Origin of the sequence: Gemmata obscuriglobus, assembly GCF_008065095.1 — a bacterium.
Taxonomy (GTDB): domain Bacteria; phylum Planctomycetota; class Planctomycetia; order Gemmatales; family Gemmataceae; genus Gemmata; species Gemmata obscuriglobus.
Window position 1 is genome coordinate 8,824,565 of the sequence record NZ_CP042911.1, and the last position, 20,112, is coordinate 8,844,676.

At 67.3% G+C, this 20,112-nt stretch carries 20 protein-coding genes and 1 tRNA gene; 9 read left to right on the forward strand and 12 right to left on the reverse strand.

Features of this window, described 5'->3' with window-relative positions:
* Positions 1-16: 16 nt before the first annotated feature.
* The 3 genes from GobsT_RS36635 to GobsT_RS36645 form a co-directional block, all read right to left on the reverse strand.
* Entirely contained in the window at positions 17-814 is a 798-nt protein-coding gene (locus GobsT_RS36635) for an alpha/beta fold hydrolase (protein ID WP_010041133.1), read from the reverse strand.
* A gap of 21 nt (positions 815-835) precedes the next feature.
* Positions 836-3,163 carry a ribonuclease R family protein gene (locus tag GobsT_RS36640; RefSeq protein ID WP_148088000.1) on the reverse strand — a complete coding sequence of 776 codons (2,328 nt, stop codon included), beginning with the start codon at positions 3,161-3,163 and terminating at the stop codon, positions 836-838.
* Positions 3,164-3,242: 79 nt separating this feature from the next.
* A complete protein-coding gene (locus GobsT_RS36645) occupies positions 3,243-4,247 on the reverse strand; it encodes a 3'-5' exoribonuclease YhaM family protein (protein WP_010041125.1) in 1,005 nt (334 codons plus the stop codon).
* Positions 4,248-4,504: 257 nt separating this feature from the next.
* On the opposite strand from GobsT_RS36645, the gene panB reads away from it, so the two are divergent.
* Positions 4,505-5,311, forward strand: coding sequence for a 3-methyl-2-oxobutanoate hydroxymethyltransferase (gene panB / locus GobsT_RS36650; RefSeq protein ID WP_010041123.1), 807 nt, complete (start codon positions 4,505-4,507; stop codon positions 5,309-5,311).
* A 9-nt stretch (positions 5,312-5,320) separates the two neighbouring features.
* Positions 5,321-6,262, forward strand: coding sequence for a WD40 repeat domain-containing protein (locus GobsT_RS36655; RefSeq protein WP_010041121.1), 942 nt, complete (start codon positions 5,321-5,323; stop codon positions 6,260-6,262).
* Positions 6,263-6,346: 84 nt separating this feature from the next.
* Here GobsT_RS36655 and GobsT_RS36660 read toward each other — a convergent pair whose 3' ends face one another.
* Positions 6,347-6,922, reverse strand: a complete 576-nt coding sequence (locus GobsT_RS36660; RefSeq protein ID WP_010041118.1) for a TetR/AcrR family transcriptional regulator — start codon at positions 6,920-6,922, stop codon at positions 6,347-6,349.
* A gap of 418 nt (positions 6,923-7,340) precedes the next feature.
* Between GobsT_RS36660 and GobsT_RS36665 the strand changes: the two genes are divergently transcribed.
* Positions 7,341-7,976, forward strand: coding sequence for an RNA polymerase sigma factor (locus GobsT_RS36665; protein WP_148088001.1), 636 nt, complete (start codon positions 7,341-7,343; stop codon positions 7,974-7,976).
* 401 nt (positions 7,977-8,377) lie between these two features.
* Positions 8,378-9,556 carry a prenyltransferase/squalene oxidase repeat-containing protein gene (locus GobsT_RS36670; RefSeq protein ID WP_010041112.1) on the forward strand — a complete coding sequence of 393 codons (1,179 nt, stop codon included), beginning with the start codon at positions 8,378-8,380 and terminating at the stop codon, positions 9,554-9,556.
* A gap of 192 nt (positions 9,557-9,748) precedes the next feature.
* On the opposite strand, the gene GobsT_RS36675 is transcribed toward GobsT_RS36670, so the two are convergent.
* The 3 genes from GobsT_RS36675 to GobsT_RS40765 form a co-directional block, all read right to left on the reverse strand.
* Positions 9,749-10,474, reverse strand: a complete 726-nt coding sequence (locus tag GobsT_RS36675) for a hypothetical protein (protein WP_148088002.1) — start codon at positions 10,472-10,474, stop codon at positions 9,749-9,751.
* A 144-nt stretch (positions 10,475-10,618) separates the two neighbouring features.
* Positions 10,619-11,314 carry an SDR family oxidoreductase gene (locus GobsT_RS41395; protein WP_071529288.1) on the reverse strand — a complete coding sequence of 232 codons (696 nt, stop codon included), beginning with the start codon at positions 11,312-11,314 and terminating at the stop codon, positions 10,619-10,621.
* A complete protein-coding gene (locus GobsT_RS40765) occupies positions 11,293-11,502 on the reverse strand; it encodes an SDR family NAD(P)-dependent oxidoreductase (RefSeq protein WP_029600942.1) in 210 nt (69 codons plus the stop codon). The genes GobsT_RS41395 and GobsT_RS40765 overlap by 22 nt, the downstream gene beginning before the upstream one ends.
* Positions 11,503-11,622: 120 nt before the next feature.
* On the opposite strand from GobsT_RS40765, the gene GobsT_RS36685 reads away from it, so the two are divergent.
* The gene (locus GobsT_RS36685; RefSeq protein ID WP_010041107.1) at positions 11,623-12,246 is read left to right on the forward strand and encodes a hypothetical protein; all 624 of its coding nucleotides are present in this window, start codon (positions 11,623-11,625) and stop codon (positions 12,244-12,246) included.
* A complete protein-coding gene (locus GobsT_RS36690; protein ID WP_010041105.1) occupies positions 12,243-12,608 on the forward strand; it encodes a hypothetical protein in 366 nt (121 codons plus the stop codon). The genes GobsT_RS36685 and GobsT_RS36690 overlap by 4 nt, the downstream gene beginning before the upstream one ends.
* A 287-nt stretch (positions 12,609-12,895) precedes the next feature.
* On the opposite strand, the gene GobsT_RS36695 is transcribed toward GobsT_RS36690, so the two are convergent.
* Together GobsT_RS36695 and GobsT_RS36700 are read right to left on the reverse strand one after the other, a co-directional pair.
* Positions 12,896-14,155, reverse strand: coding sequence for a coiled-coil domain-containing protein (locus GobsT_RS36695; protein ID WP_010041103.1), 1,260 nt, complete (start codon positions 14,153-14,155; stop codon positions 12,896-12,898).
* 167 nt (positions 14,156-14,322) lie between these two features.
* Positions 14,323-14,652: a thioredoxin family protein gene (locus GobsT_RS36700; protein ID WP_010051420.1), complete on the reverse strand. Its 330-nt coding sequence runs from the start codon at positions 14,650-14,652 to the stop codon at positions 14,323-14,325.
* Between the two features lie 228 nt (positions 14,653-14,880).
* Between GobsT_RS36700 and GobsT_RS36705 the strand changes: the two genes are divergently transcribed.
* From GobsT_RS36705 to GobsT_RS36715, 3 genes are all read left to right on the forward strand, one after another.
* Positions 14,881-14,953, forward strand: a tRNA-Glu gene (locus GobsT_RS36705).
* A gap of 100 nt (positions 14,954-15,053) precedes the next feature.
* Positions 15,054-15,782: a hypothetical protein gene (locus GobsT_RS39185; RefSeq protein ID WP_197905172.1), complete on the forward strand. Its 729-nt coding sequence runs from the start codon at positions 15,054-15,056 to the stop codon at positions 15,780-15,782.
* 5 nt (positions 15,783-15,787) lie between these two features.
* Positions 15,788-16,237 (forward strand): hypothetical protein, encoded by a 450-nt coding sequence (locus GobsT_RS36715; RefSeq protein WP_033200174.1) that lies wholly within the window; start codon positions 15,788-15,790, stop codon positions 16,235-16,237.
* Positions 16,238-16,330: 93 nt separating this feature from the next.
* Here the strand turns inward: GobsT_RS36715 and GobsT_RS36720 are convergent, their stop codons facing one another.
* Genes GobsT_RS36720 through GobsT_RS36730 form a run of 3 tightly spaced genes read right to left on the reverse strand, consistent with a single transcriptional unit; the run spans position 16,331 to position 20,074 of the window.
* Positions 16,331-17,320 carry an NAD-dependent epimerase/dehydratase family protein gene (locus tag GobsT_RS36720; RefSeq protein WP_010051428.1) on the reverse strand — a complete coding sequence of 330 codons (990 nt, stop codon included), beginning with the start codon at positions 17,318-17,320 and terminating at the stop codon, positions 16,331-16,333.
* Positions 17,317-19,095: a fatty acid CoA ligase family protein gene (locus GobsT_RS36725; protein ID WP_109571377.1), complete on the reverse strand. Its 1,779-nt coding sequence runs from the start codon at positions 19,093-19,095 to the stop codon at positions 17,317-17,319. Before GobsT_RS36725 ends, GobsT_RS36720 begins: the two co-directional genes overlap by 4 nt.
* Before the next feature lie 13 nt (positions 19,096-19,108).
* Positions 19,109-20,074 (reverse strand): alpha/beta fold hydrolase, encoded by a 966-nt coding sequence (locus GobsT_RS36730; protein ID WP_010041917.1) that lies wholly within the window; start codon positions 20,072-20,074, stop codon positions 19,109-19,111.
* Positions 20,075-20,112: the final 38 nt, after the last annotated feature.

Consider the following 20,112-nt stretch of genomic DNA (forward strand, 5'->3'; position numbering starts at 1 on the left):
CTTATCGGGCCGCGACTCACGCCGTCGCGGCCAAAAAGTTGCGCACCGCCGCGTTGAACGCGTCCGGGTTCTCCACGTTCGACAGGTGCCCGGCCCCCGGGATGTGGATCAGGGTGCTCCCGCGGATCTGGGCCGCCAGGTTGGCCGACGACAGCGGCGGCGTCACCCCGTCGTGCTCGCCCACCAGCACCAGCGTCGGAACCGTGACGCCCTTCAGCCCGGGGTTCGCGTCGGGGCGGTCGCGGAGCGCGACGAGCGCGGCGATCACGCTTTCCGCCGGCTGCTTCGCGGCAACGCCCTTCAGCCGCTCAACGACCTCGGGCTTGTTGTCCCGCGTCGAATCGCTCAGCACCTTCGCCGCCATGCCCTCGAACAGGGCCGCGCTGCCCTTCTCGCGGGTCAGCTCGATGGACTTGGTGCGGTTCTCCCGGGCGCTACTGTCGTCCACCCCGGCGCGGGTGTCGGCCAGGATCAGCCCGGCGAGTTTGTCCGCGTGCCGGCGGGCGAACGCGAGCGCCACGTACCCGCCCATCGACAGCCCGCCGACCACCGCCTTCCCGATCCCGAGCGCGCCGAGGAACTCCGCCACGAGGTCGGCGGCGCTGTCGACCGTGAACGCGCCCGGCGACGATTCGCCGAACCCGGGGAAGTCCGGGGCGATCACCCGGGCGTGCGCGGCGAGCGCGGCGAGTTGCGGCTGCCACATGGACCGGTCGAGCGGGAACGCGTGCAGCAGCACGAGGGGCGGCGCGCTGCCGCCGCCGGTGTCGTCGTAACCGATCGTCGGGCCGCTGGGCAGCGTGCAAACAGGCATGTGAACGGACTCCGGGGCGACCTACTTGCGGCGCTTCCGCGGGCGCGGGGGGCGGCCGGGAGTGGGGAGAGCGTCGCCCCCGTCATCTTCCGTTTTCGGCCGCGCGTCGGCCAGTCTCAGGTCCAGCATCCGCCGCGGCAAATCGACCCGGGCGACGACCACCCGGACGCGGTCCCCCAACCGGAACCGCCGTTGCGTCCGCCGCCCCTCTAACGAGTGCGCGCTTTCGTCGAACCAGTAGTAATCGTCCACCAGCGATGAGATGTGCACCAGCCCTTCGGCCGGGAACCGCTCCGCCTGCGCGAAGAAGCCGTAGTCCGCGACGCCCGTGATGACCGCGTCGAGCTGCTCGCCGAGTCTGCCGCTCAGATAGCTCAGGATGCGGGTCTTCACCAGCTCGCGCTCCGCCGTCTCGGCCCGCCGCTCCATCTTCGAGCAGTGCTCGCCCAGCGCCGCCAGTTCCTCCGTGTTCGCACTGGCCGATCCGGTCCGGACCCACTTGTCGAGGAGCCGGTGGACCTGGAGGTCCGGGTAGCGGCGGATGGGCGAAGTGAAGTGGCAGTAGTGGTGGCTGGCGAGCGCGTAGTGCTCGTCCTGGACGGGCGAGTATGTGGCCTGTTTGAAGCTCCGCAGTAGCGCGAAGTGGAACGCGGCGCGCTCGGGCTTGTCGGCGGTCGCGTCCAGCACGCGCTGGAGTTCGTAGCGGTCCTGGGGGCGCTTGATCGGGTGGCCGAGGATGGCGGCGAACTGGGCGAACGCTTCGAGCTTGTCCTCGTTGGGCGCCGGGTGGACCCGCCGCAGGAACGAGACCTCGTGCGCGGTGAAGTGTTCCGCGACGGCCTCGTTTGCCGCGAGCATGAACTCCTCAACGATCTGGTGGCTCAGGTTGTGTTCGGCGAAGTGCGCGCCGCTCACGCGCCCGTCGGCGTCGTACTCCAGCACCGCCTCGGGCATGGTGAGTTCGAGCGCGCCGCGCTTGAACCGCTTCTTGCGCAGGAGGAGCGCGAGGTCGCGCATCCGGCGGATCATGGGGAGCAGATCGGGGGCCGGACCTACCCCCCCCGGCCCCCCCTCCCTGAAGGGAAGGGGGGAGTCAGCAGGTGGCGCGCCCGGCGCATCGGTGACGTTGGCGGCGCGCGAAGGGTCTGTCTCCCCCCTTCCCTTCAGGGAGGGGGGGCCGGGGGGGGTAGGTCCGCTTGCCAGTTCGTCCAGCAGCGCCTGGACCTCGTCGTAGGTGAACCGCTTGCGGTTCCGGATCGCGCCGTTGAAGAACTCCACGTGCCCCTTTTGAAGCCCCGGGGTGAACTCCATCCGCACGGTCTTCACGTACCGGACCTTGCCCTCCTGCAGCGACGCCAGCCCGTTGGAGATCAGCTCCGGGAACATCGGGATGACCTTCTGCGGCAGGTACACGCTGGTGGCGCGCTTCCGCGCCTCGGCGTCCAGCGCGCCGCCGGGCTTCACGAACGCCGCCACGTCCGCGATGTGGACCGTCAGCACCCAGTGCTTCGTCTTCGGGTCGATGGTGACGCTGACCGCGTCGTCGTAGTCCTTCGCGTCGGGCGGGTCGATGGTCACGACCAGCTCGTCCGTGAAGTCCGTGCGGCCGTGCAGGTCCGCTTCCGAGAACTGGCTCGCGACCTCCCGGGCCTCGGCCAGCGCGCTTTCCGGGAACGCTTCGGGCAGCCCGAACGCGCGGATAACCGAGAGCGTATCGACGCCGGGCGCGCCGTTCGGCCCGAGCACCTCCGCGACGACGCCCTCGCCACGCGCGTCGGGCGCCGGGAACCGCAGCATCTCGATGACGACCTTGTCCTGCGGCTTCGCCCCCTTCGCCCCCGGGTCGCCGACCGCGATGCTGTGCGCGAACAGGTTGCCGTCGACGCGCACGAGGGCGGTCCGGTCGCGCTCGAAGTAGGTGCCCACGAACGTGCGGGTGGCCCGCTCCAGCACGCGCACGACCTCGCCGGCGGCGTCCTTGAGCCGGGTCGCCGTGCGGGTGACCCGGGCCATCACCTCGTCGCCCGTGGCGGCGTCGAGGGCCTTGTCCTCGCGGATGTAGATCTCGGGCTGCGGCGCCCCGTCGACGGCGTGCGGCCGGACGAACCCGTGCCCCGCCGCGGAGCGGCGGTACACGCCGGCGACGGTGCCGTGAACGTCCGCGACGCGCAGCGTGTTGTTCTTGGCGAGCGCGAGCCGCCCGGTGCGGACCAGCTCGCGCACCGTCTTGCGGAACTCGGGGTAGTCACTCTCGGGCAGGTTGAGCCGCTTGAACAGCGGCTTCGCCTTGAGCGGGACGTAGCTCTTCGCGGTCACCGCGTGGAGCACTTTCGCGAGAATTTCAGCCATAGATTTTTGGCGCCCCTGCCCTCGCGGGCGGGGCGTCAGAGCGGCAACGAGCCCGGCCCGCGGGGCCGGCTCGCCGGGGTCAGTCGTACCCGCCGCCGGACTCGCCGAACAGGTCGCCGAAGGCCCCGCCCTTGTAAACACGGCGGCCCAGGTTGTGGTTGTACGGCGTCCACGCGGTCGGGTTGTTGCGGTCGTCCTTCAGCTCGCGCAGCACCATGTGCATGCGCGTGTCCATCGCGTCGATCAGGTGCAGCAGCATCGCCTCGGGGGTCATCGGCACCTTCGGGCTGCCGTAGCTCAGCTCCCCGTGGTGGCTCAGGATCATGTGCTGGAGCCGGAGCATCAGCTCCCGCGGGAACGGCTCCCCGGTCAGGTCCGGCACCTTGGCCGCGGTCTCGGCGAGCATCGCCACGGCGATCGGGATGTGCCCGACCAGTTGCCCCTCGTCGGAGTACCCGAAGGCGCGCGAGAAGGTCAGCTCCCGGGTCTTGCCCGCGTCGTGCAGCAGCACGCCCATCAGCACGAGGTCGCGGTCCGTGCCGGGGTACAGCGCGAGCACCTTGTCCGCGATGTCCATCATCGAGACCGTGTGCTCCAGCAGCCCCCCCACGTAGGCGTGGTGCAGCTTCACCCCGGCCGGGCACGTCGCGAACGCCCGCATGAACTCGTCGTCCATGAGGAAGCACTCGGCGAGCGCCCGCAGGTGCGGGTTGCCGAGCCGGAGCAGGTAGCCCTTCAAGCGCTCCGTGAGCTTCGGGATGCTGTGCTCGGTCTGCGGCAGGAAGTCGGCGAACTCGACCTTCTGCGGCTCCACCCGCTCGACTGCCGTCAGGATGGCCTGCAGCGCGCCCTGGAACAGTTGCACCTTGCCGGTGGCGAACAGGAAGTCGCCGGGGTCGAACCCGCGCGCGATGCTGTCGCCGGCGTTCCACATGCGGCCCTGGATGCCGCCGGTGCGGTCCCGCAGTTCTACAAGGAGGTACGGGTTCCCGTTCCGGTTCGCGCGGAGCTGCTTGTCCGTCACGAGGTACACGTCTTCGAGGTTGTCCCCGTCGCGGAGCTGTTCGACGAAACGGCGGGCCATGCGGGTGCGTACTTTCTTGCATGAAACGTGAGAACGGTCGGCGCGGTCGCAACGCCCGCGGCGCGCGCCTACGGGCAATTGTACCGGCGATCGCACCGGGGCGCAGGAAATCCAGCCGCGTACAATGGGGGCAAGAAGACGAAGAACCTCATCCCCCGCTCCCGGCCCCTTCCCGTCCCGCCGGCCCGGTCAGCGGAGCTTCCGCGGGCCGGCGGAACGAGAGGGTGCCGGGGGAGAGGCTCTTCAGGAGACCGTTTATGAGCGTTGTTCCCTCTCCGCGGCCGATCACGGCCCCCGAGTTCCGCGCCGCGAAAGCCCGGGGCGCGAAGCTCGCGGTCGTGACCGCCTACGACTACACCTCGGCCCGGCTCTGCGACGAGGCCGGCGTCGACTGTATCCTCGTGGGCGACTCGGTGGGGATGGTGGTGCAGGGCCATCCGACCTCGCTCCCGGTCACGCTCGACGAGATGATCTACCACACCAAGTGCGTGATGCGGGGCGCCCGGCGGGCGCTGGTCGTCGCGGACCTCCCGTTCATGACGTACCAGGTGAGCCCGCGCCAGGCGGTCCGGAACGCCGGCCGGCTGATGAAGGAGGCCGGCGCCCACGCGGTGAAGCTCGAGGGGGGCGTGCGGGCGCGCGACGCCATCCGCGCGTGCGTGGACGCGGGCATCCCGGTAATGGGACACGTCGGGCTGACACCGCAATCGGTCCACCAGATGGGCGGGTTCAAGGTCCAGCGCGACACGGAGCAGCTCTTGGCGGACGCACTGGCGGTCGAAGCGGCGGGCGCGTTCTCGGTGGTCGTGGAAGGCGTGCCCGCGGACCTGGGCGCGAAGATCACGGGCACGGTCGGCATCCCCACCGTCGGGATCGGGGCCGGCGCCGGGTGCGACGGTCAGGTGCTGGTGTTCCACGACATGATGGGGCTGTACCCCGACTTCAAGCCGAAATTCGCGAAGCGGTACGCCGACCTGGGCGCGGCGATCAAGGCCGCGACGGAGCAGTACTGCCGCGAGGTCCGCGAGGGGGCGTTCCCGGCCGCGGAGCACACGTTCCGGTGAGACACGTTAATGCTCGTGTTGAAGGCCCCGGCCGGTTTTCGGTTGCGGTTCGACGAACTGGCGTTTGCCCCGGGCGGCGACGCGCTGGCCGCCGCCCCGAGCTGGGGTGTGACCCTCTGGACCAGCTTCGCCGACGGGGCACGGGCCGAGGCGGTGCCGCTGGGCGACGGGGTCGCGTCCCAGCGGCTGGCGTTCGCGCCGGACGGTCGCACCTTGTTCGCCGGTAGCGACCTGCTGTTGGCCGTCGATTTGGCCTCGCGGGTCATTCGGCGCGTGCCCCTCGACCGGTGGCACCGACTCGGGTTCGGCGTCTCACCGGACGGCGCGCGGCTGATCGTGTCCGAACGGCTCGGCGGCACCGTTGGTGGGGCCGAAGGCACCCGGCTGACGTGCCGACCGACCGACGACCTTGACCGGCCGACGTGGCAACTCATCACTCGGGCGGACGTTTTGCTGCCCCCCGTGTTCCCGCCCGGTAGCGACCGGTTCGTGCAACTGGAGAGCACGCACGAACTGATGGCCGAACGGTGGGCGCCGCGGGTCGTCGTTCGGACGCTCGACACCGGTGCGGTGTTAACCGAAACCGATCTGCTCCCCGTGCCCGACTATCCGGACCAGGCCGCCCTTTCACCCGACGGGCTCACGCTGGTGGTTCGCCTACGCGATCGCATCTACGCCAACCTTATCGGCGCCGCGGGTGCGGCCGAGGTGATCGCGAACCCCAGTCGGAAGCACTTCACCGGTATCGCGTTTCACCCGTCGGGCCGTTACCTCGCGGCCACGAGTAACGACAAAACCGTCAAGCTCTACGACACCACCTCCTGGGACCTGACGAGAACCTTCACCTGGGACATCGGACGAGTGCGCTCGGTCGCGTTCTCGCCCGACGGCACGCTCGCCGCTGCGGGCAGCGACACCGGCAAGGTCGTGGTCTGGGACGTGGACCTCTGACCTGGTGCGCGTTCGAGAACGATGTTTACACGCACAGCCGTCGGAACTGAGCTTTGTCCGCAATAACGCGGCGTTTCGGCCCGCTCACTTCACCGGTCGCGATCCCGCGATGAGGATGTCCACGAGCCGCCGCGCACATTGCTGCCAGTCCGGGATGGCCGGCACGTGGGCCACCCCCACGATCGCACTCAGCAGGTCGATCGGGTCCAGGTCCGTTCGAATGTCCCCGCTCTCCACCGCGCGCCGGACCAGGGACTGTATCGCGTCGTGGATCTGGGTGCGGGACGCCTCGACCACCTTGGGGTGGCACTGGACCAGCGTCGAGAGGGCCGGGGCGATGATCTTTTTGGCCGCGATGTAGTCCACGAACAGGAGCAGCCAGGATCGCAGCGCTTCGGGCGGTGAGAGCCTGAGAGCCAGTTCCTGCCCGGCCGAGGCGAGCTTCTCCACCTCCGTGCGGTACACGGCTTCGAGGAGCGCGTCCCGCGTCGGGAAGTGGCGGTACAGCGTTCCCGGGCCGACCCCCGCTTCCCGCGCGATCTCGTCCAGACTCGCCTCGGCCCCCGATTTGGTGAACGCCCCTTTCGCCACCTCAAGGATGCGCGCCCGGTTCCGCTCGGCGTCGGCCCGCGGTTTTCGCTTGGCCGGTGTCTTTGCCATCGAACGCCCCTTGAAAACGGAGAACGCCTCCGGTACTGTTGTGATACGGAGCCAGTCTCCGTTTTAGCAAGCGGAACAGGTCGGTACAACCGCGGTCGCCGAAACTCGGTGCCGTCCCGCTGGAAAAGAACACCCAGCGGCCGTAACCGTTCGAGCCGCTTGCCATGTCCGCGTCGCGGGAACGGATTGGGTGCCACCCGACCGGACGGAATTTTAGAGCCGGCCTGGGAGCAACACGATTCGAACTCCGAGTAGGGTCTACGTGGTAGAGGGGACAATGATGAACAGCTTTGGACCTCGCGGTACACGCAAGCCTCTCACTCAAAACGAAACGGCTCGGGACACGGGGCGGGAGTTCGCACAACTCTTCGGCCCTGTTATCTACACACTGGCTCGCAAGCAGGGGTTCGGGGACGCGGTGGCCGCCGACCTCGTGCGCGAAGTTCTGATGCGCGCCGCCCGGGACGATGGACGAATAGAGGACCACTCGGCCCCCGACACGATTCACGCCCGACTCATCACCACCACCCGGAGCGCGATGGCCGATGTTGGCTCGGTCAAAGACGATCGGCCACGCCGGGGCGGCGCTGCCGGGGCGACCGCCCCGTTCGGACGCGACCTCACACCGGACCTCAATGCGGACTGGGAGCGTGAGTTCCAGCGCCAGCTTGCGATGCGGGCAATGGGCCGCGTGAAACGCGAACTCTCGCCGCTCGACTGGCAGGCGTTTTGGCGAACCGAAGTGGACGGCCGGGCCGGAGCGGCGGTCGGGCGGGAACTCGGGATGACACCCGGGGCCGTCTACGTCACGAAGTGCCGGGTGCAGATGCGGCTTCGCGAAGAGATGCGCCGCCTCCGACTCGAAGCCGAATCGTGGGGCAGCACTACGGCCCGAGCCGACGGGGGCCAAGATCTCGACCGAACCCGTCCGCCCAACCGGCCACCTGAGACATCGCTCGCCCCGTCCGCGATCGACTCCGAGGACATCGACCGCACCCCCCTTCACGTCCCGTCCTTCTCAACGCTGGGGTGCAACTGTTCCGGGTTCGATTGAAATGAGTGCGTGACGTGTAAGGGCACGCTTCGAGGCGGGTATAACTGAACGGATCGGCCGCAGAAGTTGAGGTGAATGGGCGACACCTCAGCGACCTGCGGCCGATCTTTTTGCGCAACTGATAGTCAAGATCCAAGGTTCAGTGGCAGCCCGGGTCGGGGCTCTTCTCCTGTGGGCACGGCGTGGCCATTCCCGGGCGCAAAGTAGCCAGCATATCGCGGTGCGGAAGCCCCAGACCTGCACCGCTTACCCGTTTCGATGCTCGGCGCGCCGCATGCCCTCCATTCCGCTCCTGAATTCTCTTTTACGCGCGTCAGAGGCGTCCCAGTCATTCGTCTCTCCCGTGTCCGGAGCGCTCACGGGACCGAACCGTCCGGATTTGCCGATCGCGGAGAGTTGTTATGCCTCACAGCCGGTTACTCGCCGCTCTCGTGGCGTGTGTGGCCCTCGGGCTCATCTCGGTGCCCGCCCCCGCTCCCGCCGGGGCCGCGCCGCCGGATGACAACAAGAAGAAGCAGCAAGAAATTGAAGCCACGGTCGCGAAGGGGCTTGAGTACCTCAAGAAAACCCAGGCGCAGGACGGCCACTGGGAGGCTCAGGGTGGGCAGTACCCGACCAGCATGACGGCGCTGGCCGGGATGGCGTTCCTGATGGAGGGGAGCACGCTGAAGGAAGGCAAGTACTCGGACCAGGTAAAGAAGGCGGTGGACTGGTTCCTGGCTCCGGCCCGGCAGCAGCCCAACGGCATGCTCGGCGACGTGCGCAACCCGAGCGAACAGGTCCGGTACATGTACGGCCAGGGGTTCGGCACCATGTTCCTGGCGAGCGTGTACGGCGAGGAGGAGGATAAGGAGCAGCGGGAGAAGCTGGAGAAGCTGCTCAAGAAAGCGGTCGAGTTCATCTGCAAAGCGCAGACCCTCAAGAAGCACCGCAAGGCCGAGGGGAAGGAGATGGACATCGGCGGGTGGGGGTACGTGAGCGCCGCCGAGGGCAACAACTTCGACGAGGGGTCCGTCACCATCACCGCGCTCCAAGGGCTCCGCGCCGCCCGCAACGCCGGCATCCCCGTGCCCAAAGAGAACATCGACAAAGCGGTCAACTACCTCGAAGCCTGTACCACGCCCGATGGCGGGATCATTTACAACTACCTCGGCGAGGGCGCGCTCCGGGGGCAGGAGCGCCCGCCCCTCACCGCGGCGGCGATCTGCTGCGGTTTCAGCGCCGGGCAGTACAAGAGCGAGCTGCCGAAGCGCTGGCTGAAGTACTGCAAGGCCCACGAGGAGACGTTCCTGGCAAAGGGCCGCCAGGCCCACGACGAGTACCAGACGTACTACTTCGGTCAAGCCATGTACGCCTTGGGGGACACCAAGTACGGCGCGATGTTTCCGGATCAGAAGGAGAAGGACAAGTGGCTCACCTGGAGCCGGTTCAAGGACGTGTATTTCCCGCAAATCCTCAACAACCAGGACAAGTCGAGCGGCGCATGGGAACAGGGACAAGTCGGCCCCGTATACGTGACGAGCATTAACCTGTGCCTGCTCCAACTCGAAAAGGACCTTCTCCCCATCTACCAAAAGTGACGAGTGGCGGTTAACGGCCGCAAGGCGATGATGCACCGCCTTGTAGCATGGCGTAATGTGTGGTCATGTGAAATGATTGTCTGCTGAGTAAGTGTGTGATCTGACGCCGTTTCACTCGACGACGAGCTGTGAAGCGACTTGGGACGGAGTTGCAGGGCCGTCGTTGAGTCTCAATTCTGTATTCGGTGAGAGCTAGTCGACACGGTATTGAGCAGCCGTTGTGCCGTATGTTCCGGTTCGGAGCCGGGCAACAACCTCCTCAACCCGTTTGCGGTCCGCTCCCATCGGCAGCCATGTCGTTCGGGCCGCGCCTTTGTTCGTCCGCCACGTGATCACAGGTGCGTAGAAACCCCGACCGGATTTGAGCTCGACTCGGATGTCCACAATTGCTGCGAACGGCAGCACTACCGGTTTGGACCAGACGGCATTTGGCCGCCAGGTGATCTCCCGCCGCTCCTTGTCCATCTCCAACTCCGGGCGAGTTCGTAACGCGAACCCGAGGGCGGTAGCCGCTCCGAGCCAGACCACGGTCATGGCGAGGACGCCGTCGAGCCCCCACTTCACCCCCGCCCTGGCCGCCGTCATCGTGAGCGCAACATTAGCGATGGCAAGGAAGAACATCGCGACCGGGAAGACGAACCCGAACGGCACGCCCGGCGGCCGGAACCGCACGGACGGATCTGGAGAGAGAGGCGGGTAGTCGCCGGGGAAGTTACTGCTCGGCAGAACTGAAAGGATGACGCCCAGTTGCCAGGGCGTCAGCAGCCACAAGGAGATCACAACCGAAGCTGGCGAAACCCAGCCGCTGTACCATCCCAGCGCGAGAAAACCTTCGGCTACCGCGCAAGGGGCGCAGTAGAGCGCAACCACGGCACACGGGTTTTCGCGGAAGGCCGGTCCTTCAGATGGCTCGCGCATTCCAATTGCCTACGGATCATAGCGGCCTGGCTACTGTTGCAAGATAGCACGGCGATTCGGTTCGGGTCGGCGTACCTACCGAGGGGTTGAACAGGGTACCGTTCGGCCCGCGCGAGCGGTACGAACGGTACCATAACTTTGTAGTCACTGGTAAAGGCGCAAAATTCGTCTTCTCCGGCGAGCGACAGAGTGCCGCGTGACCGGCGCGCCCGACGGGCTATCATTGGGGGTACCCTCCCGAGGCCCGACGATGCCCGACGATCTGTCCGCGACCCGCGTGTCGGGACCGAACTCGCCCCACGCGCCCGATTCCAGTGCGACCGTCGCCCGGTTCACCGATCCGCTCGCGGCGCGGCGGCAAATGCTGGGCGAAGAGGTGCCCGCCGTGCCCGGGTACGAGGTCGCCCGCGAACTCGCCCGCGGCGGCATGGGGCGCGTCCTCGCCGCCCGCGAACTCACGCTCAACCGCCCGGTCGCGATCAAGGTGCTGCTCCCGCGCGCCGGCCGCGACGGCGCCAGCGATTGTGTCATGCAGTTCAGTGCCGCCTTGCTCGCGCAGTACGGGATCGAACTACCTTGCCCCGTTAGCCCGGCCACGCTCGTCACGCTCACCACATTCCCCTTGCGGGCCTTGAGCAGCGGGAGCGCGGCCCGGACGCAATAGAACGCCCCCATCACATTAACGCCGAAGATGTCCTGCCACACGTGATCGGTGAGGGCGTCGAGGTCGGTGTGGGGAACGAAGTGCGTCGTGCCCGCGTTGTTCACCAGCACGTCGAGCCGGTCGAACGTCGCCGCCGTCGCCGCGATCAGGTCGTTTACCTCGCTCGCGTCGGCCACGTTTGCCTTTGCAGCAGGGCCGGGGCGCCCACGGCCTCCACGAGCGCCAGCGTCTCGCGGGCGTCGGCCTCGGACCGCGAGTAGTTGACCACGACCGCGTACCCGAGCTTTGCGAACCGCACCGCGCACGCCCGGCCGACGCCGGTCGCGCTGCCGGTCACGAGCGCGACCTTTCGTGAATCGGACATGCCGGCCCTCCTGAAAGTGTGAATGGTGTTAACTTCGCCCGCCCCGCGGCGAATACCAGAACGAGAGTTGACACTAGTTTCCGCGCGGCACAACAATCGACAAGGTGCGGAGGGCGGACCGTGGAACAGCACCCCGAAATGCCGACCGGTTGCGAGATCACACGAACCGCCGACCCGCGCGGCGTGACACTGAGTTGGCCCGCGTACAAGGCGGGCGGAACGCGGCTGACGCGGTGGTTCCTGATGCTGTGGGTGTGCGCGTGGTCCTTGTGGTGCGCGTTCTCACTCTATCGCGGCTTGATCGATGGCGGGTTGGAACCGTTCCTCTGGGCGGCGTTCACGGTTCTGAACTGCGCGGCCGGGCTGTACTGGATGCGGCACGAGTACCTGCCGCCCACACCGGAACGCGTTCGGCTCGAGCCCGACACGTTGCGCTACCACCCCGGGACCGGCCCGGCCGCCGCCCGCAGTTGCGCCGATCTGCCGGACGGAACGGTCGTGCCCGTGACGCCCGCGCCGGCGGTGACGGTGAGCAAGGCCGCCGTCCGCGGGTTCGGCGTCGATCGGGTCAACGGGCGCCAGCGGCTGTACTTTGATGCGGACGGGCGGCGGGTCGAGATCGGCGGCTGCCTGACCGAATCCGAACGGGCGTGGCTGTTCGAGGTCCTCCGGGGGTGGCTCGGTCAGGCGGCCGGCCGCCCGTGGGAGCACGGGGCGCGACACCAGGAAGGCTCTCAGGTGTGATCGGACCGGGACTTGTTCATGCGCTGCTGTTCGTTGCGGTCGCGGGCGTGTTTCTCCTATTCGCCCGGGACTGGAGCGTGCGCGTCGTCGGTGCGTTCCTGATCGTCCCCCGAGCGGTCGCGGCCCCGTTCACCGACGGCGAGGTCATCGTTCTCGGGAGCGGGATCGTGGCTTCCGTGTTCCACGTCGTGTACGGCTTGCTGTACGCACCCGCGGGGCCGTCCGAAGGTGGGGCCGAAACGCTCACACCGCCCGAAGCCGATGACACCTCAGAGCCAGCGACGTGCGTGGCCTGCCGCGGCTCGATCCCGGCGGGCGCGGACACCTGCCCGGCGTGCGGTTGGTCATACACCGCCGGGTGAGTTGGGGCACGCGGGAGCGACACGGGCAACACCCGACTGCGTTGCCTGACGCAGTATTACAGCCGCTCGTAACGCGGCGCCGCGACAATCACCCGCGCGGCGTTATTCAGGCCCGGTACGGCGAGAAATGAAATCCAGTAGTTCCAAGTTGAAGGTGTGCGATTCCATGTGAAAGGATTGCACCACAGGTATTCTAACCTGTGGCACAACGAGCCAGATCGTAAATAAGAGCGGTTCGTACGTCCGGCCAATGGGAGCGAGGCCTCGCATCTCGCCGCCCCGGCAGGTCACGCCGCCCGGGCATCGAACAGCGTCACACCGGACTCGATCGTACTGCCCACGAACCCGCGCACCTCTTCGGTGCCCCACGGCAGTTCGGCGTCGTTCGGTTCCGGCCGCTCGGGTAGGTCCGTTTCGAGCAGAACGGCGGCCATACGCTCCACCTCGTCGCGGAGCGCGGAGAGTTCCGCCGGGATCGCCGGGAGGCTCGCTTCCGGCACCCACGTCGCGTAAGGCACGACATCCGGGTCACCGCCGTTGACGCGCGCCTGAGCCTCGTGAACGGCCAGCGCCTCTTCGCGCTTTGCGAACTCGGCCTCAAGGTGCTCGCGCTCGGTGTGCCACCGCATCTCGAACGCGACCAGCTTCGACTGCCACGCCTCCAGTCGCAACCGGAGCTGCCAAAGGGCGTACCCCTCGTCGCGGCGGTGGGCGTCGGCGCGGTTCAGACGCTGCTCGCGGGCGTCGAGTTCGGCCTCGCGGTGACGCAAGGTGCGGGCGAGCTGCTCCATTTCGATCACGGTCGCGCGCTCGGCCGCCTGCCACCCGGCGCGAGCGGCCGCGAGCTGAGAAAACTGTTCCGCCAGAACTCGGCGCTGGTCGTTGATGCCGGACTTGTCACGCGCCACCGACGCGAACAGCGCGGTCACGGAGGCCCGCTCCACGTTCAACCGGTCCTCCTTCTTGGCCAGTTCGTTGGCCCACTTGGCGAGGTCGCGGTCGGTGGCGCGGTCCAGCGCGACCTTCAGATCCAGCGGCGGCTCGGGCGGGGGCGCCAGCACCTCGGCCCGCAACTGCTCGCGCTGGCGCTCCAGTTCCTCCACCACCAGCCGCGCGTTTCGGGCGCGGGCGTCGAGCGCGCTGGCCTCTTCGCGCAGTTCGACCAGTTCGCGCTGGAGCCGGGCTCGGGCGTCGGCGTCGTCCTTCTCACGAACCGTCAGTGCGGCCGCCCGGACGTCGAGCAACGACGCCTGCTCGGCGTGGAAGCGGTTCACCTCATCCCATTCATCCGTCAGCCGCTTTTGACGCGCGTGGAACTCGGCCCACGAGTCGCGCAGCCGGTCGCGGTCGGTCACCATCGTGGCGTTGAAATCCGACTGCACCTGGTTGAACCGCAAGACCCGCGACTCGAGCGCCTTGCGATCGGCCTCCAGTTTGGCACGAGCACGTTCGACGGTACGGTGCGCAGCTCGGGCCTCCGCAAGGAGCCGCCGCGCCTCCGCCCGATCCGAGCCAGCTTGACCGAGGTCGTCGTCGATTTCTGGCATATCCGCGCCCCGCACCGGCAGTAAAACCTGTACACCCGGATTTATCGGCACAGCGAGATGTGTTCTTAAGCGTTACAAACGGTTCCGGGGCGGCGCCCCCTGGAACGCACCATTGGCGGTGCGTTCCAGGGGGCGCCGCCCCGGAACCGTTACACGAACTCGTCGCGTTACGCGTACTGCCCAATGAGCTTGGCGAGGTCGTCCTGCGAGAGCACGCCGCTCTCGGTGTGAACGGGTGTGTCGCCGCCCTTAAAAAACAGGATACGCGGGATCGTCATCACGTCGTATTTGACGGCCAAGCTCGGGTTCTCGTCCACGTTCAACTTGCCGACCTTGACCTTGCCGGCGAACTGGTCGGCGACCGCGTCAATGGTGGACGAGAGCCGACGGCACGGGCCGCACCACGGCGCCCAGAAGTCCGCAACCACCAGGGTGCCGCTGGTCACGTGCTCGTTCCAGTTACCCTCGGTCAGTTCAATCACGTTTGGGCTGGCCATAGTCAGTGACCCTTGAAAAAGAAATGTGGAGTGTCCGCGCCCCGCGGGGTGACTCACATTGTACTCGCCTTATTGTACCGCACCAACAGTTGGGCTCTTACGTTACGTGATCGTAGGGGCGGCCGAGACGGGCTTTGGGTGTTTCTCGGCAATCGGGCCGCGCGGCCCTTGCCCCGCCCCCCCGTTTCGCCCTAGAACGGTTGTGTCCTTGGCGTCACAGCCGACAGTGGCCCTATCGTCTAGTGGCCTAGGACACTGCCCTTTCAAGGCAGGAACTGGGGTTCGAATCCCCATAGGGTCACTTTTTCCAGCGCGGGGCGCGGAGTTCGGAACGCGGAGCGAAGCCCAAGCTTCCTCCGAACTCCGTATTCCGCGTCCCGCGTTCCGTTTTTGGATACACGATGGATAAGATGCCGTGGTGGGGGTATGTGATTCTCGCCGGGCTGGCGTGGGGCACTTACGTCCCGATCATTTTCTACGGCGGGACCGAGCTGACCACCAAACCGGGCACGATGGGCGGGCGGCTCGCGTCCATCCTGTGCGTCGGCATCGCGTACTTCGTGATGGCGGTGGTGGTCCCGGTGCTGATGATGTCCCTCGGCGGCGATGCCACCAAGCCGGAATGGAAAACGAACGGGCTGATCTTCAGTGGCATCGCCGGGGTGATGGGCGCGGTCGGAGCCATCTGCGTCATTTTCGCCAGCAACGGCGCGGTGAAGGCGGCGCAAACGGAACCCGGCTACATCGAAATCAAGACCAGAGCCGATACGGCGTCCGCGAAGCTGGAAGCCAACCCCGACGACGCGACTTCGCGGCAGGAACTCCAGGCCGCAAAAGAAGGCATGACCAAGTACGCGGCCCAGTACCGCATCTTGATTGCGCCGCTCATCTTCTCGCTGGCTCCGTTCATTAACACGGTTCTCAGTTTGGTGTGGCACCCGAAGCCGGGCGCGCCGTGGCACTTCGGGTTCGACATGCCGTCCTGGCACTTGCCGCTGGGCATCGTGCTGGTCGCCATCGGAACGTTCCTGGTGCTCTACTCCAAGGAAGCGGCCGAACTGGAGAAGGCGGCGAAGAAAGCGGCCGCTGCGCCCGCGAAACCGGCCGCAGCGCAGGCCAAACCCCAGTGACGTTCATGAGCCCCGCCGAAGCCGTCAGCCGGTCGAACACGGTCCTCGCCCACGCCTGGATGGTTCGCACGTTCCTGAAGCACGCGGACGAGATCCAGGACAACGAGGACATGCTCGACGTTCCGCGGACGCTGTACGACAGCATCCGCGCCGTCGAGCCGGCGTTCCAGCGCGGCGACCACGCCGACTTCCTCCGCCGGCTCCGGGGCAAGTTGCCGAAGTTGCGCCGCGCGGCCTTGCACTTCAGTACGCACTTCAGGGAGTTTTCTCCGCACACCAACTATGAAATGGCCGCAGCGAGCCTAATCGGGGTTGTGGGACACCTGGAAGAGATATTCGCCGCGGTCGACTGGAACGAGGTCGCCGGGTTGGCCCAAACGAACGCCAATCACAAGACGGCCGAAGGCGCCCCCGCGACCGACCCGCTCGACGACATCGAGATTCCTGAAGTGTAACCTGCCGCCCCGAAATGCGAGCGAACGGCAGCAAGCGACAGGACCGATCCGCGCACCCTGTCATCAAAAAACAGCGGACGGCGATCCGGCAGTTTACGCCAATCGCAGCCGTTCACCGAGTCGCCGCAGCCCCTCTTCAACTGACACCTTGGGCTCATAACCGAGGTCCCGCCGGGCCGCACTAATGTCGTACCAGTGCGACGTGGACATCTGGTTCGCCACGAACCGCGTCATCGGCGGTTCGCCTGGAAGCCGGAACAACCAGTACACCGACTCCAGCACCCGCCCCGCCAGCCGCGCCTTCCACGCCGACACGCGAGCTGTGACCGGCGGCAATCCGGCTTCGGCCAAAATGCGGTCAACGAACGGCCACAACTCCACCGGTTCGCCGTTTGAGATGAAGTACGCCTTCCCGGCTGGCGCGGTGCCGATGTCGAGCCGATCCGCGGCATCGAGTTGCGACTGCGCAGCGTTGTCGATGTACGTCACATCGACCTTGGCCGGTCGGTTGCCGATCCGCTTCAGTTTCCCGGCGCGAGCGGAGTCGATGATGCGCGGGATCAGGTGCGGGTCCCCCGGCCCGAAAATCAGGTGCGGCCGGAGCGACACCGTCGCGAGGTCCGAACCGTTCGCGGCCAACACGGCCTTCTCGGCTTTCGCCTTCGTCTCGGGGTACGCGGCGTCGAAGTGCTTCGGGTACGGGAGCGACTCGTTCGCCCCCTCGTTGTCGCCGCCCGCGTGAACCACGCTCGGCGTCGAGGTGTATACGAGGCGCCGGACGCCATGCGTCTTGCACGCTGCGATCACGTTCTGCGTGCCCACAACGTTGGTGCTGTAGTAGGCCGAGTAGCGCCCCCACACGCCGGCCTTCGCCGCGACGTGGAACACCACATCGCAGCCGGACACCGCACGCTCGACCGACTCCAAGTCCGAGAGGTTGCCAAGTGACTGTTCGACGCCGAGTTCGTCGAGCCACGGGTACGCCGAGCGGGTGAACGAGCGGACGGAGTCGCCCCTTTGCCGAAGCAGCCGCACGACCGCCCCGCCGAGAAACCCGCCGCCGCCCGTAACGACCGCCTTCACGCTTGTTCCCCGGGACTCCAGTTCGGACCAAATAACTTATCGGCCTGCACCGCGAGCTTCTCGCGAAAGATCTTGGAGTTGTGCCGCACGTCCATCGGGAACTCCGGGTGCAGCAGGTACGTGACCACGCGGCGTGCTGCCGCAGAGCGCTGTCCAATACTAGACATGAGCCCGTCCAGCGCCGGACCGGACGGTCCCCCGACCGCGTCAAAGAGGGTGCTCCCCGGCTCGCTGCTACGGTCCAGTTCGACCCAGAGCACGGGGTACGTAATTCCGCGGCGAGTCACCCCCACCAGAGCCGTCCGGCGCACCCCCGGGACGGTATTAAAGATCGGCTCAACCATGTCGGTAAACAGTGTGCCGTGGGGCGTCACGACCCGGTGCGATTTGCGCCCACAGAACCAGAGCCGCCCTTGCGCGTCAAAATACCCGACGTCACCCATGCGGTGCAGAACTTCGCCGGTTTTCGGGTCGCGAATCTTCGCCAACTTGGTCGCGTCGGGGCGGTTGTAGTACAGTTGCGTCACCACCGGCCCGCGGACCACGAACTCGCCCACCTCCCCCTGCGGCACGAGGAGCGAATCGTCCCACTCGGCGACCGGCTGGTCGCTGATGCGGATCACCCGCACCTCCACCCCCGGCACGGGCCGCCCGACGCACACGCCCTTACCTTGGTCGGTCAGGTGCCGCGTTTCGCCCAGGATCTCACGGCTACCGATGTTCGCAACCGGCAGCGCTTCGGTTGCCCCGTAAGGGGTGAACACCTCGACGCCGTCGGGAAGAAGGCGAACGAACCGCTCGAGTGACGCTGCTGACGCCGGAGCCCCAGCGGAGATAACCCTTTTGAGCGTCTCAAGTCGGCGGGTCTCCGGTCCCGAGTCGGGGGCCGCACTGTTTTCTGACTTGGGACCGGAGACCCGCCGACTTGGGACCGTTAATTCCCCCAACCGGCGGATCACGGCCGGCGAGCCGAACAGGCTCGTGACGCCGAACTGCTTGATTTGCGCCGCGGCCTTATGAGGGTCGAGGCGGGCCGGGCGGCTCGCGTCCATGTCCGGGATCACGCACGTCATCCCGAGCGCCGGGCCGAACAACGCGAACAGCGGGAACGTACAGAGGTCGATCTCGCCCGGCGCGATGCCGTAGGTGGCCTTCAGCAGTTTCACTTGCGCGTCGAAGATGCCGTGGACGTACACCACCCCCTTCGCCACACCGGTGCTGCCGCTGGTGAACAGGACCGCCGCCGGCTCCGTCGCCTGCGAATCCGGCACCGGGTACGGCCCGCTCCCGCGCCCGGCCTTGCGCACCCGCGCGAGCGAGGTGTCGCAGAAGAACCGCCACCGGGACACGTTCACGGTGGCGCGAACGGTGCCCTTCGCCCACCCCAGCACGCGCCGCGCCGCGTGCGCCTTCGCGACCCCGATGAACGCTTCCGGCCCGGCCTCCGCAAGGCACTTGCCGAGGTTCCTGACGCCCATTCCGGGGTCGATCAGCACCGGGACGGCGCCGACCTTGAAAAGAGCAAAGGTTAGGGCGAAGAAGTCCGGCGACGGCGGCACCATCAGGGCCGTGCGCGTGCCCCGGGCGACGCCCGCCGACGCGAGCCCGTGGGCGATCGCGTCGGAGTCGGCGTTCAGCTCGCGGAAGGTGATCGCCCGGTGTTCGGTCGGGCCGTCGCGGCGCACCCGGCCGCGGGGCGCGTAAACCGCCACCTGCGTTGGGTGCTCCGCGGCCATCCGGACCAAATGCGAGGCGACGTTGAGGGAGGTGTTCATGTGGCGCCGCGGCTCAGGTCAGCGGGTGCCGCTGGAGGAACTCCCACACCCGCGTGATCGCCAGTTCGCCCGCGTCGTCGAGCAGGTAGTGCCCGCAGTCGGGCCAGGTGTGAACTTCCGCGTGCGGGAAGTGCCGCTGCCACTCTTCGAGGAAGTGGCGGTCGAACACGAAGTCCTTCATTCCCCACAGCAGCAAGGTCGGGGTGTCGCGGAACTTCTCCAGCGAGGCCGCGGCGCCGCTGACGATGTCGTAACCCGGATCGGACGGCGCCAGCGGGATCGTTTGCACGAATTTGAGCACCGCCACCCGGTGCGCCGGGGTGTCGTAAGGCGCGAGGTAGCCGGCCTTCACGTCCGCGGGGAGCGGGCGCTTCGTGGCACACCACTTCGCGGCGAACTTGCAGAACCAGTTGCGCCGGGTGATGAGCCACGCGCCGAGTTTGGTGTTCCGCCCGAGCCACAGCGACGGCGGCAGCTTCTTGCCCGCCGGCAGGGGGAACCCCCCGGTGTTCATCGCCACGATCCGCTTCACGCGCTCTGGATGCCGAGCGGCGAACCCCATCCCGATCATTCCGCCCCAGTCGTGTACCACCAGCGTGAGGTCGCGCGTCAGCCCGCGTTCCTCAAGGAGCCACTCCAGATCGTCGATGCGGCTTTTCAGGGAGTAGTCGTACCGGTCCGTTCCCGGTTTGTCGGAGAGCCCGCAGCCGATGTGGTCCGGAACGACGCAGCGGTACGACTCGCGCAGCGACAGCACGAGGTTGCGGTAGTAGAAGCCCCAGGTGGGGTTCCCGTGGAGCATCACGACCGTGTCGCCGCGGCCCTCGTCGAGGTACGCCATCCGGAGCCCGCGCCGCGTCGCCACGCGCGAGACGAAGGGGAACAGCGGCATCGCCGGGTTCGGAAACGGCGGCCCGTCGTCATCCGGCAGGGCGTTCGTGCGGAGCTGGAGCGAAGCGGGGTCCGAGGTGTTGCTCATGAAGTTCGATTCGGCCGCGCGAACACGGCCGCAAGAGT